The sequence below is a fragment of the Polynucleobacter sp. Tro8-14-1 genome (assembly GCF_018881655.1).
GTDB lineage: Bacteria > Pseudomonadota > Gammaproteobacteria > Burkholderiales > Burkholderiaceae > Polynucleobacter.
Map to the genome: position 1 here is coordinate 295,937 of NZ_JACVPX010000001.1, position 15,326 is coordinate 311,262.

Annotated in this window: 15 protein-coding genes; 10 read left to right on the top strand and 5 right to left on the bottom strand. The window is 46.8% G+C overall.

Annotation, left to right across the window (positions count from 1 at the left end; translation table 11 throughout):
• The first annotated feature begins 24 nt into the window (after positions 1-24).
• Positions 25-900: a dienelactone hydrolase family protein gene (locus ICN34_RS01490; RefSeq protein ID WP_072582858.1), complete on the top strand. Its 876-nt coding sequence runs from the start codon at positions 25-27 to the stop codon at positions 898-900.
• Positions 897-1,679, top strand: coding sequence for a ZIP family metal transporter (locus ICN34_RS01495; RefSeq protein WP_072582859.1), 783 nt, complete (start codon positions 897-899; stop codon positions 1,677-1,679). Before ICN34_RS01490 ends, ICN34_RS01495 begins: the two co-directional genes overlap by 4 nt.
• 6 nt (positions 1,680-1,685) lie before the next feature.
• Here ICN34_RS01495 and ICN34_RS01500 read toward each other — a convergent pair whose 3' ends face one another.
• Both ICN34_RS01500 and ICN34_RS01505 read right to left on the bottom strand, forming a co-directional pair.
• Entirely contained in the window at positions 1,686-2,516 is an 831-nt protein-coding gene (locus ICN34_RS01500; RefSeq protein WP_072582860.1) for a sulfurtransferase, read from the bottom strand.
• A 70-nt stretch (positions 2,517-2,586) separates the two neighbouring features.
• Positions 2,587-3,693 (bottom strand): SRPBCC family protein, encoded by a 1,107-nt coding sequence (locus ICN34_RS01505; protein WP_072582861.1) that lies wholly within the window; start codon positions 3,691-3,693, stop codon positions 2,587-2,589.
• 162 nt (positions 3,694-3,855) lie between these two features.
• Here ICN34_RS01505 and xseB point away from each other — a divergent pair, with 162 nt between their 5' ends.
• From xseB to folE2, 4 genes are read left to right on the top strand one after another with little or no spacing between them, the layout of a single operon-like run.
• A complete protein-coding gene (gene xseB, locus ICN34_RS01510; protein WP_072582862.1) occupies positions 3,856-4,089 on the top strand; it encodes an exodeoxyribonuclease VII small subunit in 234 nt (77 codons plus the stop codon).
• On the top strand, positions 4,090-4,986 hold the full coding sequence (locus ICN34_RS01515; protein WP_072582863.1) for a polyprenyl synthetase family protein: 897 nt from the start codon (positions 4,090-4,092) through the stop codon (positions 4,984-4,986). It abuts the gene before it with no gap.
• A gap of 53 nt (positions 4,987-5,039) precedes the next feature.
• Positions 5,040-6,941 carry a 1-deoxy-D-xylulose-5-phosphate synthase gene (dxs, locus tag ICN34_RS01520; RefSeq protein ID WP_216120424.1) on the top strand — a complete coding sequence of 634 codons (1,902 nt, stop codon included), beginning with the start codon at positions 5,040-5,042 and terminating at the stop codon, positions 6,939-6,941.
• Positions 6,942-6,966: 25 nt separating this feature from the next.
• A complete protein-coding gene (folE2, locus tag ICN34_RS01525) occupies positions 6,967-7,794 on the top strand; it encodes a GTP cyclohydrolase FolE2 (protein ID WP_216120426.1) in 828 nt (275 codons plus the stop codon).
• A 23-nt stretch (positions 7,795-7,817) separates the two neighbouring features.
• Here the strand turns inward: folE2 and tsaD are convergent, their stop codons facing one another.
• Positions 7,818-8,891: a tRNA (adenosine(37)-N6)-threonylcarbamoyltransferase complex transferase subunit TsaD gene (gene tsaD / locus ICN34_RS01530; protein WP_072582866.1), complete on the bottom strand. Its 1,074-nt coding sequence runs from the start codon at positions 8,889-8,891 to the stop codon at positions 7,818-7,820.
• Positions 8,892-8,968: 77 nt separating this feature from the next.
• On the opposite strand from tsaD, the gene rpsU reads away from it, so the two are divergent.
• From rpsU to rpoD, 4 genes are all read left to right on the top strand, one after another.
• Positions 8,969-9,181: a 30S ribosomal protein S21 gene (gene rpsU, locus ICN34_RS01535; protein ID WP_011903537.1), complete on the top strand. Its 213-nt coding sequence runs from the start codon at positions 8,969-8,971 to the stop codon at positions 9,179-9,181.
• 128 nt (positions 9,182-9,309) lie between these two features.
• Complete coding sequence (locus ICN34_RS01540) at positions 9,310-9,756, top strand: GatB/YqeY domain-containing protein (RefSeq protein WP_072582867.1); 447 nt, start codon at positions 9,310-9,312, stop codon at positions 9,754-9,756.
• Positions 9,757-9,805: 49 nt separating this feature from the next.
• Positions 9,806-11,782: a DNA primase gene (dnaG, locus tag ICN34_RS01545; protein ID WP_072582868.1), complete on the top strand. Its 1,977-nt coding sequence runs from the start codon at positions 9,806-9,808 to the stop codon at positions 11,780-11,782.
• Positions 11,783-12,016: 234 nt separating this feature from the next.
• Complete coding sequence (rpoD, locus tag ICN34_RS01550) at positions 12,017-14,578, top strand: RNA polymerase sigma factor RpoD (protein ID WP_216120428.1); 2,562 nt, start codon at positions 12,017-12,019, stop codon at positions 14,576-14,578.
• Positions 14,579-14,607: 29 nt separating this feature from the next.
• On the opposite strand, the gene ICN34_RS01555 is transcribed toward rpoD, so the two are convergent.
• Entirely contained in the window at positions 14,608-15,012 is a 405-nt protein-coding gene (locus ICN34_RS01555; protein ID WP_072582870.1) for a PIN domain-containing protein, read from the bottom strand.
• Entirely contained in the window at positions 15,002-15,232 is a 231-nt protein-coding gene (locus ICN34_RS01560; RefSeq protein WP_072582921.1) for an AbrB/MazE/SpoVT family DNA-binding domain-containing protein, read from the bottom strand. Before ICN34_RS01560 ends, ICN34_RS01555 begins: the two co-directional genes overlap by 11 nt.
• Between the last annotated feature and the right edge of the window lie 94 nt (positions 15,233-15,326).

Consider the following 15,326-nt stretch of genomic DNA (forward strand, 5'->3'; position numbering starts at 1 on the left):
AAATGCAAGTCAGGAGATAAGGTAATGAGTAAAGACATTCAAAATAGTCGACGCAATTTTATGAAAACATCTGCAATTAGCGCGACTGCTATTGGGGTTGGATTTGCGGGAGCCTCTGAGCCTGTGATGGCTGCGGCTATTGAAACCGATTTCAAAGGCATCAAAGCTGGTGAGCAGATGATCCCCGTTGGTAGCTTTCAGTTGCCAGCGTATGTCTCTCGACCTGAAAAAGCTAAAGGCTCTTTGCCAATCATTATTGTGGCGAGCGAGATTTTTGGTGTGCACGAATACATTGCTGATGTCACCAGACGTTTTGCGAAGTTGGGATATCTTGCGATTGCCCCAGAGTTCTTTGCTCGTGCAGGCGACCCCAATACTTACGGCACCATTGCTGAAATTATGACTAATATTGTGGCCAAGACTCCGGATGCTCAAGTCTTGAACGATCTACAGGCTGCTTTAGTGTGGGCTGGCAAAAATGGCGGTGACTTAAAACGCGTCGGTGTTACTGGCTTCTGTTGGGGTGGTCGTATTACTTGGTTGTCCGCAACCTTGCCGCAGGTGCGTGCCGGTGTAGCTTGGTACGGTCGTCTCATCGGCGAGAAGACTGAGGGCAATCCTCGCCATCCTATAGATATTGCTGCTGATTTAAAAGCGCCAGTGCTCGGCTTGTATGGCGCTGCTGATACCGGAATTTCTTTGGAGAGTATTGATCAAATGCGCGCCGCTTTGGCGCAGGCCGCCCCTAAGAATCCTGTTGCCAAGGCTTGTGAATTTGTGGTTTATCCAGATACCCCCCATGCATTCCATGCTGATTACCGCGCTAGCTATCGTGAAGGTCCTGCGAAAGATGGTTGGGAAAAGTGCCTAGCCTGGTTTAAGAAAAACGGAGTGGCATAAGCTCGATGACTGTTTTACAAAGCATCCTCCTGGTGACTGCGTTAGCGGGGACTGCTAGCGTCTTGGTGGCTGCAAGCTGTTCTTTGGCCATGCTCTCCAAGATGGTCAACAATATGGTGAGCCTATCGGTCGGCATCTTGCTAGCAACCGCTTTGCTCCACTCCTTGCCGGAAGCATTTAGCATGGAAGGTGCAAAACCTCAGTTCTTATTTGCTACTTTGCTTGCTGGGTTATTGGGTTTCTTCTTGCTTGAGAAGATCGCTTTACTGCGACACGATCATCATCATGAAGGTGATGGTCACCACCACCACCATGGGCATGATGCAGAAAATGCTGGGCGTAGTGGCTGGATGATTTTGGTTGGGGATGGCATTCATAACTTCGTAGATGGCATCTTGATTGCTGCAGCCTTTATGGCCGACTATCAAGTGGGTATCTTCACTGCCATTGCCATCATTGCCCATGAGATTCCACAAGAGATTGGTGATTTCATTGTCTTGTTAAATGCTGGCTTTTCCCGTGCACGAGCCTTGTTGTACAACCTTATCTGCGGTTTATCAGCAGTAGTGGGTGGCGTATTGGCTTATTTCTTCCTGGAAAAAGCGCATGCAGCGATGCCATATTTATTGGTTGTCGCTTCTAGTAGTTTTATTTATATTGCGGTGAGTGATCTCATCCCGCAAATGCACCGTCGCCCACACTGGGTCGAGTCTTTACGTCAGACGGTCTTGATTGCTTGTGGCGTAGGGTTTGTGATCCTACTGTCCCTATTGCACTAACAAGTTTTAAAGTTCAACAGGCCTTTTGGGGTCTGCGCACCATTCGCTCCAGCCACCTGCATACAGGCGTGAGCCTTTAAAGCCAGCAAGCTCCATCGCTAGAAGGTTATGGCAGGCAGTGACGCCAGATCCACATTGGTGAATAACTTCAGAAGCTTTAGTGGTCCCGAGGAATGCTGAAAATTCTTTGAATAACTGCTCAGGAGTTTTGAATGCAGTCGCATTGAGATTATTTTTGAAGAAGCGATTCATTGCACCGGGAATATGCCCGCCAACTGGATCCAGCGTTTCATTTTGACCATGAAAGCGATCTTCAGTGCGTGCATCGATGATTTTGTTTTTCTTTGTCTCTAGATTAGCCGCCACTTCATCAACTAGAACTAGGCCCGCATAAGGCATCGCTCCAATAGCTTCGGTGCAAGGGCTAGGCGATTTTGGAATAGAGCCCATAGGACCATTCCAAGAATCTAAGCCACCATCTAGCACTCGAACATTAGCGTGTCCTGTTGCCTTGAGCATCCACCACAAACGGCTGGCATACACTGAGCCTTGTTTGTCATAGGTAACTACTAAGGTATTGGGGTTAATGCCCAAGCGCGTTTTAGTTTTAGCCCAGGCTTCTGGACTGGGCAGGGGATGTCTGCCGTTCGTGCCAGTCTTGTTTCCTGAGAGATCTTTATCGAGGTCTACATAAATGGCACCAGGAATATGACTTTCTTCGTAGGATTTTTTGCCGATCAGTGGGTCGACTAAATCAAAGCGACAGTCACAGAGCAATACATTTTCACCGCTATTAATGATTTCTTCTAACTGGTTAGCTGAGATTAGAGGAGTCATGATGCTTCCTATTTTTAGTGATGGGGGTTATTAATAAAGGGTATTAATAAAACCGTAAAGTTCGTTTTGATTATGCGTCTTCGAAGTTCATGACCCGGCGATACCACTCATGAAAATGTTGCATGCCATCTTCCATTGGGCTCTGATATGGGCCTACTTCATTAATGCCGCGGGCAAGTAGGGCTGCTCGGCCCTGATCCATGCGCTCAGCAATTTCATCATCCTCGATGCAAGTTTCCATATAAGCAGCACGTTCTGCTTCCACAAATTCACGCTCAAACAAAGCGATTTCTTCTGGATAGTAGAACTCAACAATATTGCGTGTTTTGCTGGGACCCATAGGGTGCAGTGTTGATACGCACAGAACGCCTGGGTACCACTCCACCATGACATTGGGGTAATAGGTAAGCCAGATGGCACCATGGCGTGGGGCTTTGCCGTCAAATTGACGAAGTACAGCTTCATGCCAGTTGCGATAGGTTGGTGAGCCTGGAATTTGTAAATCTTTGTGAATGCCAACGGTTTGAACGCTATGCCAATCGCCGAACTCCCAGTGTAGATCTTCGCAAGAAACAAACTTTCCAAGGCCTGGATGAAATGGCACAACGTGATAGTCCTCGAGATAAACCTCGATGAATGTTTTCCAGTTGTAGTTGCATTCATGTACTTCAACATGGTCAAGAACGTAACCTTCAAATTTGAGGTCATCGGCAACGCCCAGTTTGGCGAGGTCAGTGCGTACGTCGCGTGGACCTTCGAATAGGAGTCCTTGCCAATTTTGTAAAGGGGATTTGCCAAGATTTAAACAAGGCTTATCTTCAAAGTGAGGGGCACCTAATAAATTGCCGCCTAAGTCATAAGTCCAGCGATGTAATGGGCAAACAATATTGTCAGCTTTACCGCGACCATTGAGCATCAATGCTTGACGATGGCGACAAACATTGGAAAGGAGTTCTACGCCAGACTCATTGCGAACAAGTATGCGACCTTCGTTTTCTGCGCTTAAAGTTTGATAGGAGCCCATTTCAGGCACCATCAATTCGTGACCAACATAGCCGGGCCCCTGCTTAAAAAGCAGTTCGATTTCCCGCTGATACAGGTCAGCGTCAAAATATGCCGAAACCGGCAATTGCAAATTGGACGGCGCAAGCTTCTGCGCGGTAGCCAGATTAGTCATTCTCCCCACCCCCGAAAACGTCAGCCGAAGCTAAGCGGAATAACCAATCCAACCATCGACGGATCGATATTGGAAAGGAAGGGGTGGATTATACCCATCCAAACGGCTTCTCGCTTTAATATATAGGGCTGTCCGTGTGGGAAATACCAAGGAATCCAGCTTATGCCAGCCAAGAAGTCAGAGAGTCAAAAACCCGGTCTTGAGGTCCAAATTGACCCCGATTTACGCTATGAGCAAGCCGTTAAAGAGCTTGAAAAGCTCATTTCCGATATGGAATCTGGCAAATTTTCCCTAGAAGAAACCTTGTTAGCCTATCAACGAGGCGCAGCCTTGCTAAAACATTGTCAGGGAATGTTGGCTCAAGTTGAGCAACAAGTGCGAGTGTTCGAGGCTTAATTGGGCACTGCTTTTCAATTTCAGGAGTGGATTACCTATCACTCCGAGCGAACTGAGTTGGCGTTAGATCGCTTGCTCGATTCCGCGCAAACTACGCCGCATCGTTTACATGAGGCTATGCGTTACGCAGCGCAAGGTGGCGGCAAGCGTATTCGTCCTTTATTAGTTTATGCCGCAGGTCAACTTGGCAATAACGCCGAAAGTAGCGAATCATTGGATGCTGCGGCTGTAGCAATTGAGTGTATTCATGCTTATTCATTGGTACATGATGATTTGCCATGCATGGATGATGATGACTTACGTCGCGGTCGTCCGACAGTGCACAAAGCTTTTGATGAAGCAACAGCATTACTCGTTGGGGATGCATTACAAACGCGCGCTTTTGAAATCTTGGCCAATGCAAATGGTGATGCGCAAGTTCGCCTCAACATGATTTCTGCATTAGCGGCTGCCTCTGGCTCACGCGGCATGGCGGGTGGTCAGGCGATTGATTTAGAAAGTGTTGGCAAGAAATTAGACCTGGATGGTCTAAAGCAAATGCATGCTATGAAAACAGGAGCTTTGTTGTCATGCGCTGTGGAATTAGGCGGTATTACTGCCCACCTAAATCCAGCGCAAATGGCGCATTTGAAAAGTTACTCAAAGTCCCTGGGATTAGCCTTTCAGATTGTGGATGATGTGCTGGACGCCACCGCGGATAGTCAAACCTTGGGTAAGACGGCTGGCAAGGACGCTGCTGCTAATAAGCCGACCTACGTGACCTTGATGGGTTTAGACTATGCACAGAAGCAGGCTAAAGAGTTGCAAGAAACAGCAATCGCTAGCTTGGATAGTTTTGGTGCATCTGCACAAGCATTAAAAGATTTAGCTCTCTTGGTTGTCAATCGCGGCAAGTAAGAGATCAATAAGAATAATAAGAGAAATTCATCAGTACAGATTATTTAGGTTCAATGACTTTACATTCCATTAACTCCCCCGACGATCTCAAAAAACTCTCCCGCGAAGAGCTACCAGCTTTAGCTGATGAGTTGCGCGAGTTTGTCTTGGATTCTGTATCCAAGACGGGTGGACATCTGTCGTCCAACTTGGGAACGGTAGAGCTCTCTATTGCCTTGCACTACGTATTTGATACCCCAGACGATCGCATTGTTTGGGATGTTGGCCATCAGAGTTACCCACATAAGATTCTGACTGGTCGTCGTGAACGCATGGGTAGCTTGCGTCAGCACAAGGGCCTATCAGGCTTTCCGCATCGCTCTGAAAGTGAGTTTGATGCTTTTGGTACCGGTCATTCATCCACGAGTATTTCTGCAGCAATGGGTATGGCGCGTGCGTTTCAAACCAAAGGCGAACGACATGTAGCCGTAGCAGTGATTGGTGATAGTGCGATGACTGGCGGTATGGCTTTTGAGGCCATGAATAATGCCGGTGTATACGACGACTTACCCCTCGTAGTGATTTTGAATGACAACGACATGTCGATCTCGCCTGCTGTGGGCGCGCTCAATCGCCATCTGGCTAGATTGCTTAGTGGCAATATTTATTCGGCGACGAAAAAAGGCATTGATAGTGTTTTATCAATTGCGCCTCCTTTGCGTGAGTTTGCTAAACGCCTTGAAGATCACGCTAAAGGAATGGTTTCTCCATCGACAATCTTCCAAGAGTTTGGCTTTAATTATTTCGGCCCGATTGATGGCCATGATTTAGATGCCTTGATCCCGATGCTGCAGAACGTGCGTCGCTTGGCTTTAGAAGGTCGCGGACCCCAGTTCTTGCACGTGGTGACTAAAAAAGGTCAAGGCTATGAATTGGCTGAGGCTGATCCTGTGCTCTATCACGGCCCTAGTAAATTTAATCCTGAAGAGGGTGTCAAAAAATCAGCCGCCAGCAAAAAAACGTTTACTCAAGTATTTGGTGAGTGGTTATGCGACATGGCGCATGCAGATCCTTTATTGGTGGGCATTACTCCAGCCATGCGAGAGGGTTCTGGTTTAGTTGAATTTGAGAAGAGTTTCCCTAAGCGTTACTACGACGTCGGTATCGCTGAACAGCACGCGGTCACTTTTGCAGCTGGTATGGCATGTGAAGGCATGAAACCAGTAGTAGCGATTTACTCTACTTTCTTACAGCGCGCGTATGACCAACTCATTCACGATGTGGCGATACAGGATTTGCCGGTGTTGTTTGCATTAGATCGCGCTGGTCTCGTTGGTGCTGATGGCGCTACGCACGCTGGCGCTTATGACATTCCATTCTTGCGTTGTATTCCGAATATGCTAGTGATGACGCCGGCAGATGAATCGGAATGCCGCGACTTGTTAACGACTGCCTTTCATCAGCCACATCCAAGCGCAGTGCGCTATCCGCGTGGTGCAGGCGTTGGCACTATCCCATCTAAAGAATTACGCACTCTGCCATTTGGCAAAGGTGAGATTCGTCGCAAATCCACTGCGCCTGCTGGTCAACGTGTGGCGATATTGGCGTTTGGCACTTTGCTCTACCCAGCACTCGAAGTGGCTGAAGGGATTAATGCAACGGTGGCCAATATGCGCTTTGTAAAGCCGCTCGATGTAGATCTCATCCAATCGTTAGCGGCTGATCATGATTATTTTGTGACGATTGAGGATGGGGCTATTGCCGGTGGTGCAGGTAGCGCTTGTTTAGAGGCGCTCTCGAATCTCGGTATTCAGAAACCCCTCTTGCAATTAGGTCTTCCTGATCAATTTATCGAGCATGGTGACTACAGCCTGCTGATGGCCAAGTATGGCTTGGATGTTGAGGGTATTGCTAACTCCATCAAACAACGTTTTCCGGCAATATTGACCATAAATACTACGCTGTTAGGCAAATAAGCCCGTTTTGCCTGAAAATAGAGCCATGAATGACTTGAATCCCGCATTTCTGAAAGCCAGCGCAATGCCTGACGTGCAATCCACTTTGGATGAGCGGGCACTGCCTATTGAGCAAGTTGGTATTCGTGGCGTACGTCATCCACTGACCATTCGCAGCAAGACGGGTAACTTCCCATCGGTTGGAACTTTTGAGATGGATGTGGCCTTACCTGCGCATGTAAAGGGTACGCACATGTCGCGATTCATGGCGCTTCTCCAAAAACAAGATGCGGCTGTGGATAGCACCACCATTGTTGCCTTAGTTCGTGATATGTTGCCTTTGCTCGATGCTAAAGAAGGCCACGTGCAATTTACTTACACACATTTCGTAAAAAAAGCAGCGCCGGTTTCTGGTGTAGAAAGTTTGATGGATTACGAAGTGACTTGGATGGCAACAGCCAAGCAAAATGCAACAGGCGGCGCTGATATTGAATTGGGTTTACGCGCACAAGTTCCAGTAATGAGTTTGTGTCCTTGCTCAAAAGAGATTTCTGAGTTTGGTGCACATAATCAACGTTCACACGTCACTATGACTGTAGCGTTGGATTCTGAAACGCAGATGACAGTGGAGGATTTAGTTGCCGCTGCTGAAAGCGAAGCTTCTAGCGAGTTATGGGGATTGCTGAAACGTCCCGATGAGAAATGGGTTACTGAGCATTCTTATAGCAACCCGAAGTTTGTAGAAGACTTAGTGCGTGACGTAGCCGGCAATCTCAAGGCAGATCAGCGTATCCGCTCTTTTGTGGTGGAGGCTGAGAACTTTGAATCCATTCACAACCACAGCGCATTCGCCAGAATCAGTCATCAGAAATAGGCAAATTCAGATAGGCAATAAATCTATTTCAGGTTATTGCTTTGCAAATCCCAGCGGGGTTTGATATCAAAGGCTCCAGAAGTTGTGGAGCCATTATTTTTTTCGATCATGCGCAGCGCCCCAGCAAAAGCGATCATCACGCCGTTATCCGTGCAGAGTTCAAGCGGCGGGTAATGTACTTCAAAACCATTATGTTTCGCTTTGTCATTGAGTGCAGCACGTAGTTGCAAATTGGCACCAACGCCACCTGCGAGCACTAAATGTTTGCAGGCCGTTTGTTTGAGTGCTTTCTCGGACTTACTGACAAGAACTGCCACGATGGAGTCAACAAAACTTCTAGCAAGATCCGCGTGAAATTGTGCAACCTCTGAAGGGTTCACAATATTTTTTTCTGCAAACTTTTTCGCTTGATTGAGAACGGCCGTCTTTAATCCAGAGAAAGAAAAATCTAAATCACCAGAGTGCAACATGGGTTTAGGTAAATCAAAAATACCTGGGCGGCCTTGCTCTGCCAATTTAGAAATAGCTGCGCCACCGGGGTAATCCAAGCCGAGTAATTTGGCCGTCTTATCAAAGGCTTCTCCCGCCGCATCATCCAAGGTTTCGCCAAGCAGCTCGTATTGACCAATTCCGGAGACTTTCATGAGTTGCGTGTGGCCACCAGATACCAGCAAGGCAATAAAGGGGAATTGAGGGGCGGTTTGGCCCAAAAGCGGGGAAAGTAGGTGTCCTTCGAGGTGATGTACCCCTATAGACGGTAAATTGAGACCTTGGGCTAGGGATTTAGCAAAAGCGCTTCCTACCAGGAGGGCGCCAGCCAATCCGGGGCCCTGAGTGAATGCCACAGCATCAATATCGGCCAATTTGAGGCCAGATTGGGCTAAGGATTGGTCTAAGAGGGGTAAAACACGACGAATATGGTCGCGGGAGGCTAATTCGGGGACAACGCCCCCATAGTCCCGGTGCATGGCGATTTGAGAGTGCAGGCCCTGGCCCAATATGCCCTGGAAGGCCGGTTTACCCTCTTCCCAAGGCGTGGTGTTGTATAAAGCCACCCCGGTCTCGTCACAAGAAGTTTCTATTCCTAAAACAATCATTTTTTTACTTAGCCGTGCTAGAATCGCAATTCAGTTAATTTTTCGATATCTATCGAGCATATACGAGTTAAATAAGTATGACTACAGTCCGCCTCCGCGAAAACGAACCATTTGAAGTGGCATTGCGCCGTTTCAAGCGCACCATTGAAAAGAATGGCCTTTTGACAGACTTGCGTGCACGCGAGTTCTACGAGAAGCCAACGGCTGAACGTAAGCGCAAGAAGGCTGCAGCTGCTAAGCGCCATTACAAGCGTATTCGTAGCCAAATGTTGCCTAAGAAGCTTTACTAATAGAATTTAAAAGCTCTCCTCACCGAGAGGCTTTGAAACCCGCTGACGGTGAAACGCAGCGGGTTTTTGCTTTTTAATCACCATTATTAAATGTTCGACGTTTTATATTCAACACCAGGAATAAAGCCATGAGTCTAAAAGATCAAATCACCGAAGATATGAAAAATGCTATGCGCGCCAAAGAAGTTGAGCGCCTAGGAACGATTCGTCTTTTATTGGCGGCGATCAAGCAACGCGAAGTCGACGAGCGCATCGTGGTTGACGATGCTGGTGTGATTGCAACTGTCGAAAAAATGATTAAGCAACGTAAAGACTCGATCTCTCAATTTGAAAAAGCCAATCGCGATGATTTAGTTGCGATTGAATCTGCTGAGATGGTGATTTTGCAAACCTACTTGCCGGCGCAGTTATCCGATGCTGAAGTAGAAGCTGCAGTGGCTGCTGCCGTTGCTTCAACTGGCGCTGCAGGCCCACAGGATATGGGTAAGGTCATTGGCGTACTGAAAGGTCAATTGGCTGGCAAAGCAGATATGGGTAAAGTATCTGGCTTGGTAAAAGCCACATTGGCGAAGTAAGTAAACTCAGTAGCTAGTCAAGAAAGCAAAATCCTTTCATACTGGCTACATGGCGCTCATTCCACAATCCTTCATTGCCGATCTTTTAAATCGGGTTGATATCGTTGATGTGGTTGGGCAGCACGTTAAGCTAAAAAAAGCGGGCGCGAACTTTCAGGGTTTGTGCCCCTTCCATTCAGAGAAGTCCCCATCATTTTCAGTTTCACCTACTAAACAGTTTTATCATTGCTTTGGTTGTGGCGCCCATGGATCTGCCATTAGTTTCTTAATGGAGTATTCCGGACTTGGATATGTGGATGCTATTGAAGATCTTGCGCGTTCCGTAGGCTTAGATGTGCCTCGTGAAGAGCGCACTGCAAATGATGTAGCGAGACAGCAGCAAGCAATGGCATTGAGTGAGGTGATGAGCACTGCTGCAGATTGGTATCGCCAACAACTCAAAGGCAATACCAGGGCAGTTGAGTATTTAAAGGGCCGTGGACTCACTGGTGAGATTGCTAAGCGTTATGCCTTAGGTTATGCGCCTGACGGCTGGCAGGGTCTTGAAGCAGTATTTGGCCCCTACTCTAATGATGAGGTTGCCAAGACTTTGCTAGAGGGCGGTTTACTGATTCAGGGTGAACAGTCCGAAGGTGCAAATGTAAAGCGCTACGACCGTTTCCGTGACCGCATTATGTTTCCTATTCGCAATCCCAAAGGTCAAACCATTGGCTTTGGTGGACGGATCTTGGATCAAGGTGAACCCAAGTATTTAAATTCTCCTGAGACGCCATTGTTCTCAAAAGGCAATACGCTTTATGGCTTGTTTGAAGCAAGACAAGCGATTCGTACCCAGGAATATGTTTTGGTGTGCGAAGGTTATATGGATGTTGTTGCCTTAGCGCAATTGGGTTTTCCAAATGCGGTTGCAACACTGGGTACAGCTTGTACAGCAAACCATGTACGCATGCTACTCAGACAAACCGATAAAGTGGTTTTCTCATTTGATGGTGACTCCGCTGGTCAACGTGCTGCCCAGCGTGCTCTTGAAGCATGTTTGCCGCTCATGTCAGATGATAAAGAAATTCGCTTCTTATTCTTACCGACAGAGCATGACCCTGATAGCTATGTTCGTGCTTATGGCGCACCTGCTTTTGAGAAGGTGATTAAAGAGGCTATGTCTATCTCTAGCTTCTTCTTTAAGGTTGTTAGTGAGGGTCACGAGCAAACTACCCCAGAAGGTCGAGCCCATACCCATCATGCCGCTAAGCCACTTTTACTCTCGATGCCTCCCATTGCTTTGCGTACGCAAATTCTGCGCGAACTCGCGATTCGCACCAATACTACCCCTGCAGAACTAGAAGCATTTTGTGGTTTAACAGTAGCGCCCGCACCTGTTCGTCAAACTACTTATCAGCCAGCACAGGCGCGCTATCAAGGTGGACAAGGTAATCAAGGCAACCGAAATAGCCAAAATAATTTTTCTAATAATGGCAATCGTCAAGGCGCGCCTTGGCAAGCATCCAAAGGTTCTGCAAAAAGAGTTGCTACTCAAAATATCGAGCCACCCAAAGCGCCAACGGATTTAGCCGAGCAAATGCTGCGAGTGATTATCCAGTTTCCGCATTTAGGAAAAGCATTGGATGAAAATAAGCGCGCACTAGCATTGAAGGCGGCAGAGCAGAGATCTGAAAAAGCCCACGCTTTAATGAAAGATCTTTTGTCACAGTGTGACTTGGTTGAGTTGATTCCAGGCGAGGGTAATAAACCAGCGATCGCAGGTGCCGGCGCATTTGCCATGTTCCAAGATCAACTCTCTCGTAGTGAGTTGGCTCCTCTGTATGAGGTCCTGAGAAATCGAGTAATGGGCTCTGATTTGGAGTTAGAGGGTGCAGCTGCTGATCTTGAGGGGGCATTCAAAAAGCTGGAATTAACCCATCTCAAGCAGGAAATGACTGAAATCGCCCAAAAGATCTCTGGAAGCATTGCTTCTGAGCAAGACAAAGCCCGTTATCGGGAATTGGGCGAAAAGCTGAAATTCTCCTAAGAATTTACTGAAACACCCCTAGAAATCCCCCGAAATTACCCCATATTTTTAAGTGTTACGGAGGTAAAAAAGTCGCAATCGACTATAATCCTCTGTTCCCAAGAAAAAACCGATTTAATTCAGCCACTTGCGCTTTATTTTGATGAAATTTGGGGTAAGTGAGTAAGTGAGTTACTACGGGGCTGTGTTTCATCAGTCGATATCAATAACAGTAATGTGAGTAAGTGCTAATAAATGCCGAATACCAAGACCAAAAAACCAGCTCCAAAAGCGAAAGCTCCAGCTAAACCAGTAAAAGCCGCTGCAAAACCAGCGGCCAAAGCAAAAACCCCAGCTAAGCCAGTAAAGGCTGCCGCAAAACCAGTTTCTAAAGCTAAATCACCAGCTAAGCCCGCTCCAAAAGCGAAAGCTCCTGCAAAGCCAGTAAAAGCGGCTGCAAAACCAGCGCCTAAAGCTAAGGCACCTGCTAAGCCAGCTCCAAAAGCTAAAGCACCAGTTAAACCGGTGAAGGCTGTCACAAAGCCAGCCCCTAAGGTTGCAGCTAAAGCGCCAGCAAAACCAACAAAAGCAGTTGCAAAGCCAGCGGCAAAAGCGCCGGCAAAGCCAGTTGCTAAAGCCCCTGTGAAAGCAGCAAAAGCAGAAGTCAAAGTTGAGCCAGTAAAAAAAGGTAAAGCTGCGCCTGCTCCTAAGGTTGAGCCAGTTAAAGAGGCAAAGGAAGTAAAAGCAACCAAAGATAAAAAAGCCCAGGTTGCTGAAGTTGAGGCGCCAGTAGCTGAAGAAGAAAAGAAGCGTGGCCGTAAAGCCAAGACGGATGCTCCTGCAGAAAATGCGGAGCCAGTTTTAACGGATCGTCAAAAAGCGCGTGAGCGTAAAGCTAAAGAGAAGGCGCTCTTAAAAGAATTTGCAGCACAGCAGTTGGGTACTGAAGAGCAGCAAGAGCTACGTCGTGCTCGTTTGAAGACTTTGATCAAGATGGGTATGTCCAAGGGCTATTTAACCCATGGCGAGATGAATGACGTGATGTCTGACGAGTTGTCTGATGCGGATGCATTAGAGACTTTGATCAGCTTGCTCAATGACATCGGTATTACTGTTTACGAACAAGCGCCCGATGCTGAAACTTTAATCCTGTCTGACAATACAGAGGCCGCAGCTTCCGAAGAAGAGGCTGAAGAAAAGGCTGAAGCTGCTTTATCTACAGTTGATTCAGAATTCGGACGCACTACCGATCCAGTACGCATGTATATGCGTGAGATGGGTACAGTGGATTTGCTGACTCGCGAAGGCGAGATCGTCATTGCGAAGAAGATTGAGGCCGGCCTCAAAGATATGGTGATGGCTTTGGCCGCTTGCCCAGTAACGATTGCGGAGATTCTGAGCAACGTTGACAAGATCGCTAGTGGCGAGATGGAGATTGACCAGTTTGTTGATGGTCTAGTTGATCCTAACGCAGAAGATATTAAGCTTGGACCTGAAGAGCCAGAAATTGATCCGGACGCTGAAGAGGGCGAAGATGACGGCGGTGAGGATGAGGGCGGCGGTGGCGGCGGTGGCGCTGCAACAGCGAATGCCAAGCAACTAGAAGAGTTAAAGCAGATTTCTTTAGAGAAGTTTGCCATCGTTCGCACACAAGCTGACAAGATGCGCCGTGCGTTTGATAAGGATGGTTATAACTGTCCTGCGTATCTGAAAGCACAAGAAGCAATTCGCGCTGAATTGCTTGGTTTCCGTTTGACAGCGAAGAGTGTTGAGAAGTTATGTGACACTATGCGCTCACAAGTAGACCAGGTATGGAAACTCGAGCGTGGCATCGTAAGTCTTTTGGTAGATAAAGTTGGCGTTAATCGTAGCGAAGTATTAAAGGACTTCCCTAAGATGTCTATGAATTTGACTTGGACTGAGAAGTTGCTTAAAGAGAATAAGCCTTACAGCGCACTCTTGCAACGTAACGTCCCTGCAATTCAAGAACTTCAACAGAAGTTGATTGATATTCAGAAGAATGTTGTTATTCCACTTCCAGAATTAAAAGAAGTAAACAAGCAGATGATCGCTGGCGAGAAGCGTGCCCGTGAAGCGAAACGTGAGATGACGGTAGCCAACTTACGTTTGGTAATCTCCATTGCTAAGAAATACACCAACCGCGGCTTGCAGTTCTTGGACTTGATTCAAGAAGGCAACATCGGCTTGATGAAAGCGGTAGATAAGTTTGAATACCGTCGTGGCTATAAGTTCTCTACCTATGCAACATGGTGGATTCGTCAGGCGATTACTCGTTCGATTGCTGACCAGGCCCGTACGATCCGTATCCCTGTTCACATGATTGAGACAATCAACAAGATGAACCGTATCAGCCGTCAGATCTTGCAAGAAACTGGCCATGAGCCAGATGCTGCAACCTTGGCGCTGAAGATGGAGATTCCTGAAGATAAGATCCGCAAGATCATGAAGATTGCTAAAGAGCCTATCTCCATGGAGACACCAATTGGTGACGATGAAGATTCTCATTTGGGCGACTTTATTGAAGATGGCAATACATTGGCTCCAGCCGAAGCAGCATTGCATGACTCTATGCGTGATGTGGTGAAGGACGTTCTTGATTCATTAACACCACGTGAAGCAAAAGTATTGCGTATGCGCTTTGGTGTTGAGATGAGCACTGATCACACTCTCGAAGAAGTCGGCAAGCAGTTTGACGTTACTCGTGAGCGTATTCGTCAGATCGAAGCTAAGGCCCTGAGAAAAATGCGTCATCCAAGCCGTAGCGACAAACTCAAGACCTTCCTCGAGGAAGATTGATTGTCTAGCACTTCGATATCGTGAGTCCTTTATAAAAAAGGATTCACGATCTGCAGTCTCTTATCAATTACTTGCCGGTGCTGCATATCTTCTGAGTACAGTTTTTCGCATCCTGCTTGCAAAGCCGCAGCAATAATCATTGAATCATAGTGATGGTATCCATATCGCCTGGACACCATCAATCCAGTTTCAAAAGTATCTATATCAAGCGATCTTACGTTGAATGTAGACGTAAATAAATCTAAGAATTCATCCAGCTCACTATTAGATATTTTTATTTTTCTAATGCTAGCAGAAGTAAATTCATTAAGCACTTGAACGCTTATTACGTTCGATTGCTGTAAATTTTTAGTAACCCAGTCTGCTTTTTTGGTATCTGATGATAGTAAATAAAGTAGGGTATTGGTATCAAAAAATATCTTCTTAGCGTTCATTCAATTCAGATCTATCAAAGTGAAAATCAGCGGGCATGCGACCACGAAATTTTCTCAAACTTTGAAGCCTATCCTGCAGGGAAGGTTTCTTCTTAACTTGGAAATGCTTTTTATCCGCAACATGGACCTCAATGTCATCCCCTTCTTTTAGCTCTAAAAATTCGACCACTTGAGCTGGTAGACGAATGGCAAGGCTGTTCCCCCATTTTGATACGACCATGATTTTCATCTCCTTTAGATATACATATAATAATGTATATCTAAATAAAAACCAACATTTCAGCAAGTGCATACCAATCAATCATTTGAAAGCC

What these genes read in the sequence shown, in the direction of transcription:
- ICN34_RS01490 (WP_072582858.1), top strand. Translation starts at nt 25, where the DNA reads ATGAGTAAAGACATTCAAAATAGTCGACGCAATTTTATGAAAACATCT.
- ICN34_RS01500 (WP_072582860.1), bottom strand. Translation starts at nt 2,516, where the DNA reads ATGACTCCTCTAATCTCAGCTAACCAGTTAGAAGAAATCATTAATAGC.
- ICN34_RS01505 (WP_072582861.1), bottom strand. Translation starts at nt 3,693, where the DNA reads ATGACTAATCTGGCTACCGCGCAGAAGCTTGCGCCGTCCAATTTGCAA.
- xseB (WP_072582862.1), top strand. Translation starts at nt 3,856, where the DNA reads ATGCCAGCCAAGAAGTCAGAGAGTCAAAAACCCGGTCTTGAGGTCCAA.
- dxs (WP_216120424.1), top strand. Translation starts at nt 5,040, where the DNA reads ATGACTTTACATTCCATTAACTCCCCCGACGATCTCAAAAAACTCTCC.
- folE2 (WP_216120426.1), top strand. Translation starts at nt 6,967, where the DNA reads ATGAATGACTTGAATCCCGCATTTCTGAAAGCCAGCGCAATGCCTGAC.
- tsaD (WP_072582866.1), bottom strand. Translation starts at nt 8,891, where the DNA reads ATGATTGTTTTAGGAATAGAAACTTCTTGTGACGAGACCGGGGTGGCT.
- rpsU (WP_011903537.1), top strand. Translation starts at nt 8,969, where the DNA reads ATGACTACAGTCCGCCTCCGCGAAAACGAACCATTTGAAGTGGCATTG.
- ICN34_RS01540 (WP_072582867.1), top strand. Translation starts at nt 9,310, where the DNA reads ATGAGTCTAAAAGATCAAATCACCGAAGATATGAAAAATGCTATGCGC.
- dnaG (WP_072582868.1), top strand. Translation starts at nt 9,806, where the DNA reads ATGGCGCTCATTCCACAATCCTTCATTGCCGATCTTTTAAATCGGGTT.
- rpoD (WP_216120428.1), top strand. Translation starts at nt 12,017, where the DNA reads ATGCCGAATACCAAGACCAAAAAACCAGCTCCAAAAGCGAAAGCTCCA.
- ICN34_RS01555 (WP_072582870.1), bottom strand. Translation starts at nt 15,012, where the DNA reads ATGAACGCTAAGAAGATATTTTTTGATACCAATACCCTACTTTATTTA.
- ICN34_RS01560 (WP_072582921.1), bottom strand. Translation starts at nt 15,232, where the DNA reads ATGGTCGTATCAAAATGGGGGAACAGCCTTGCCATTCGTCTACCAGCT.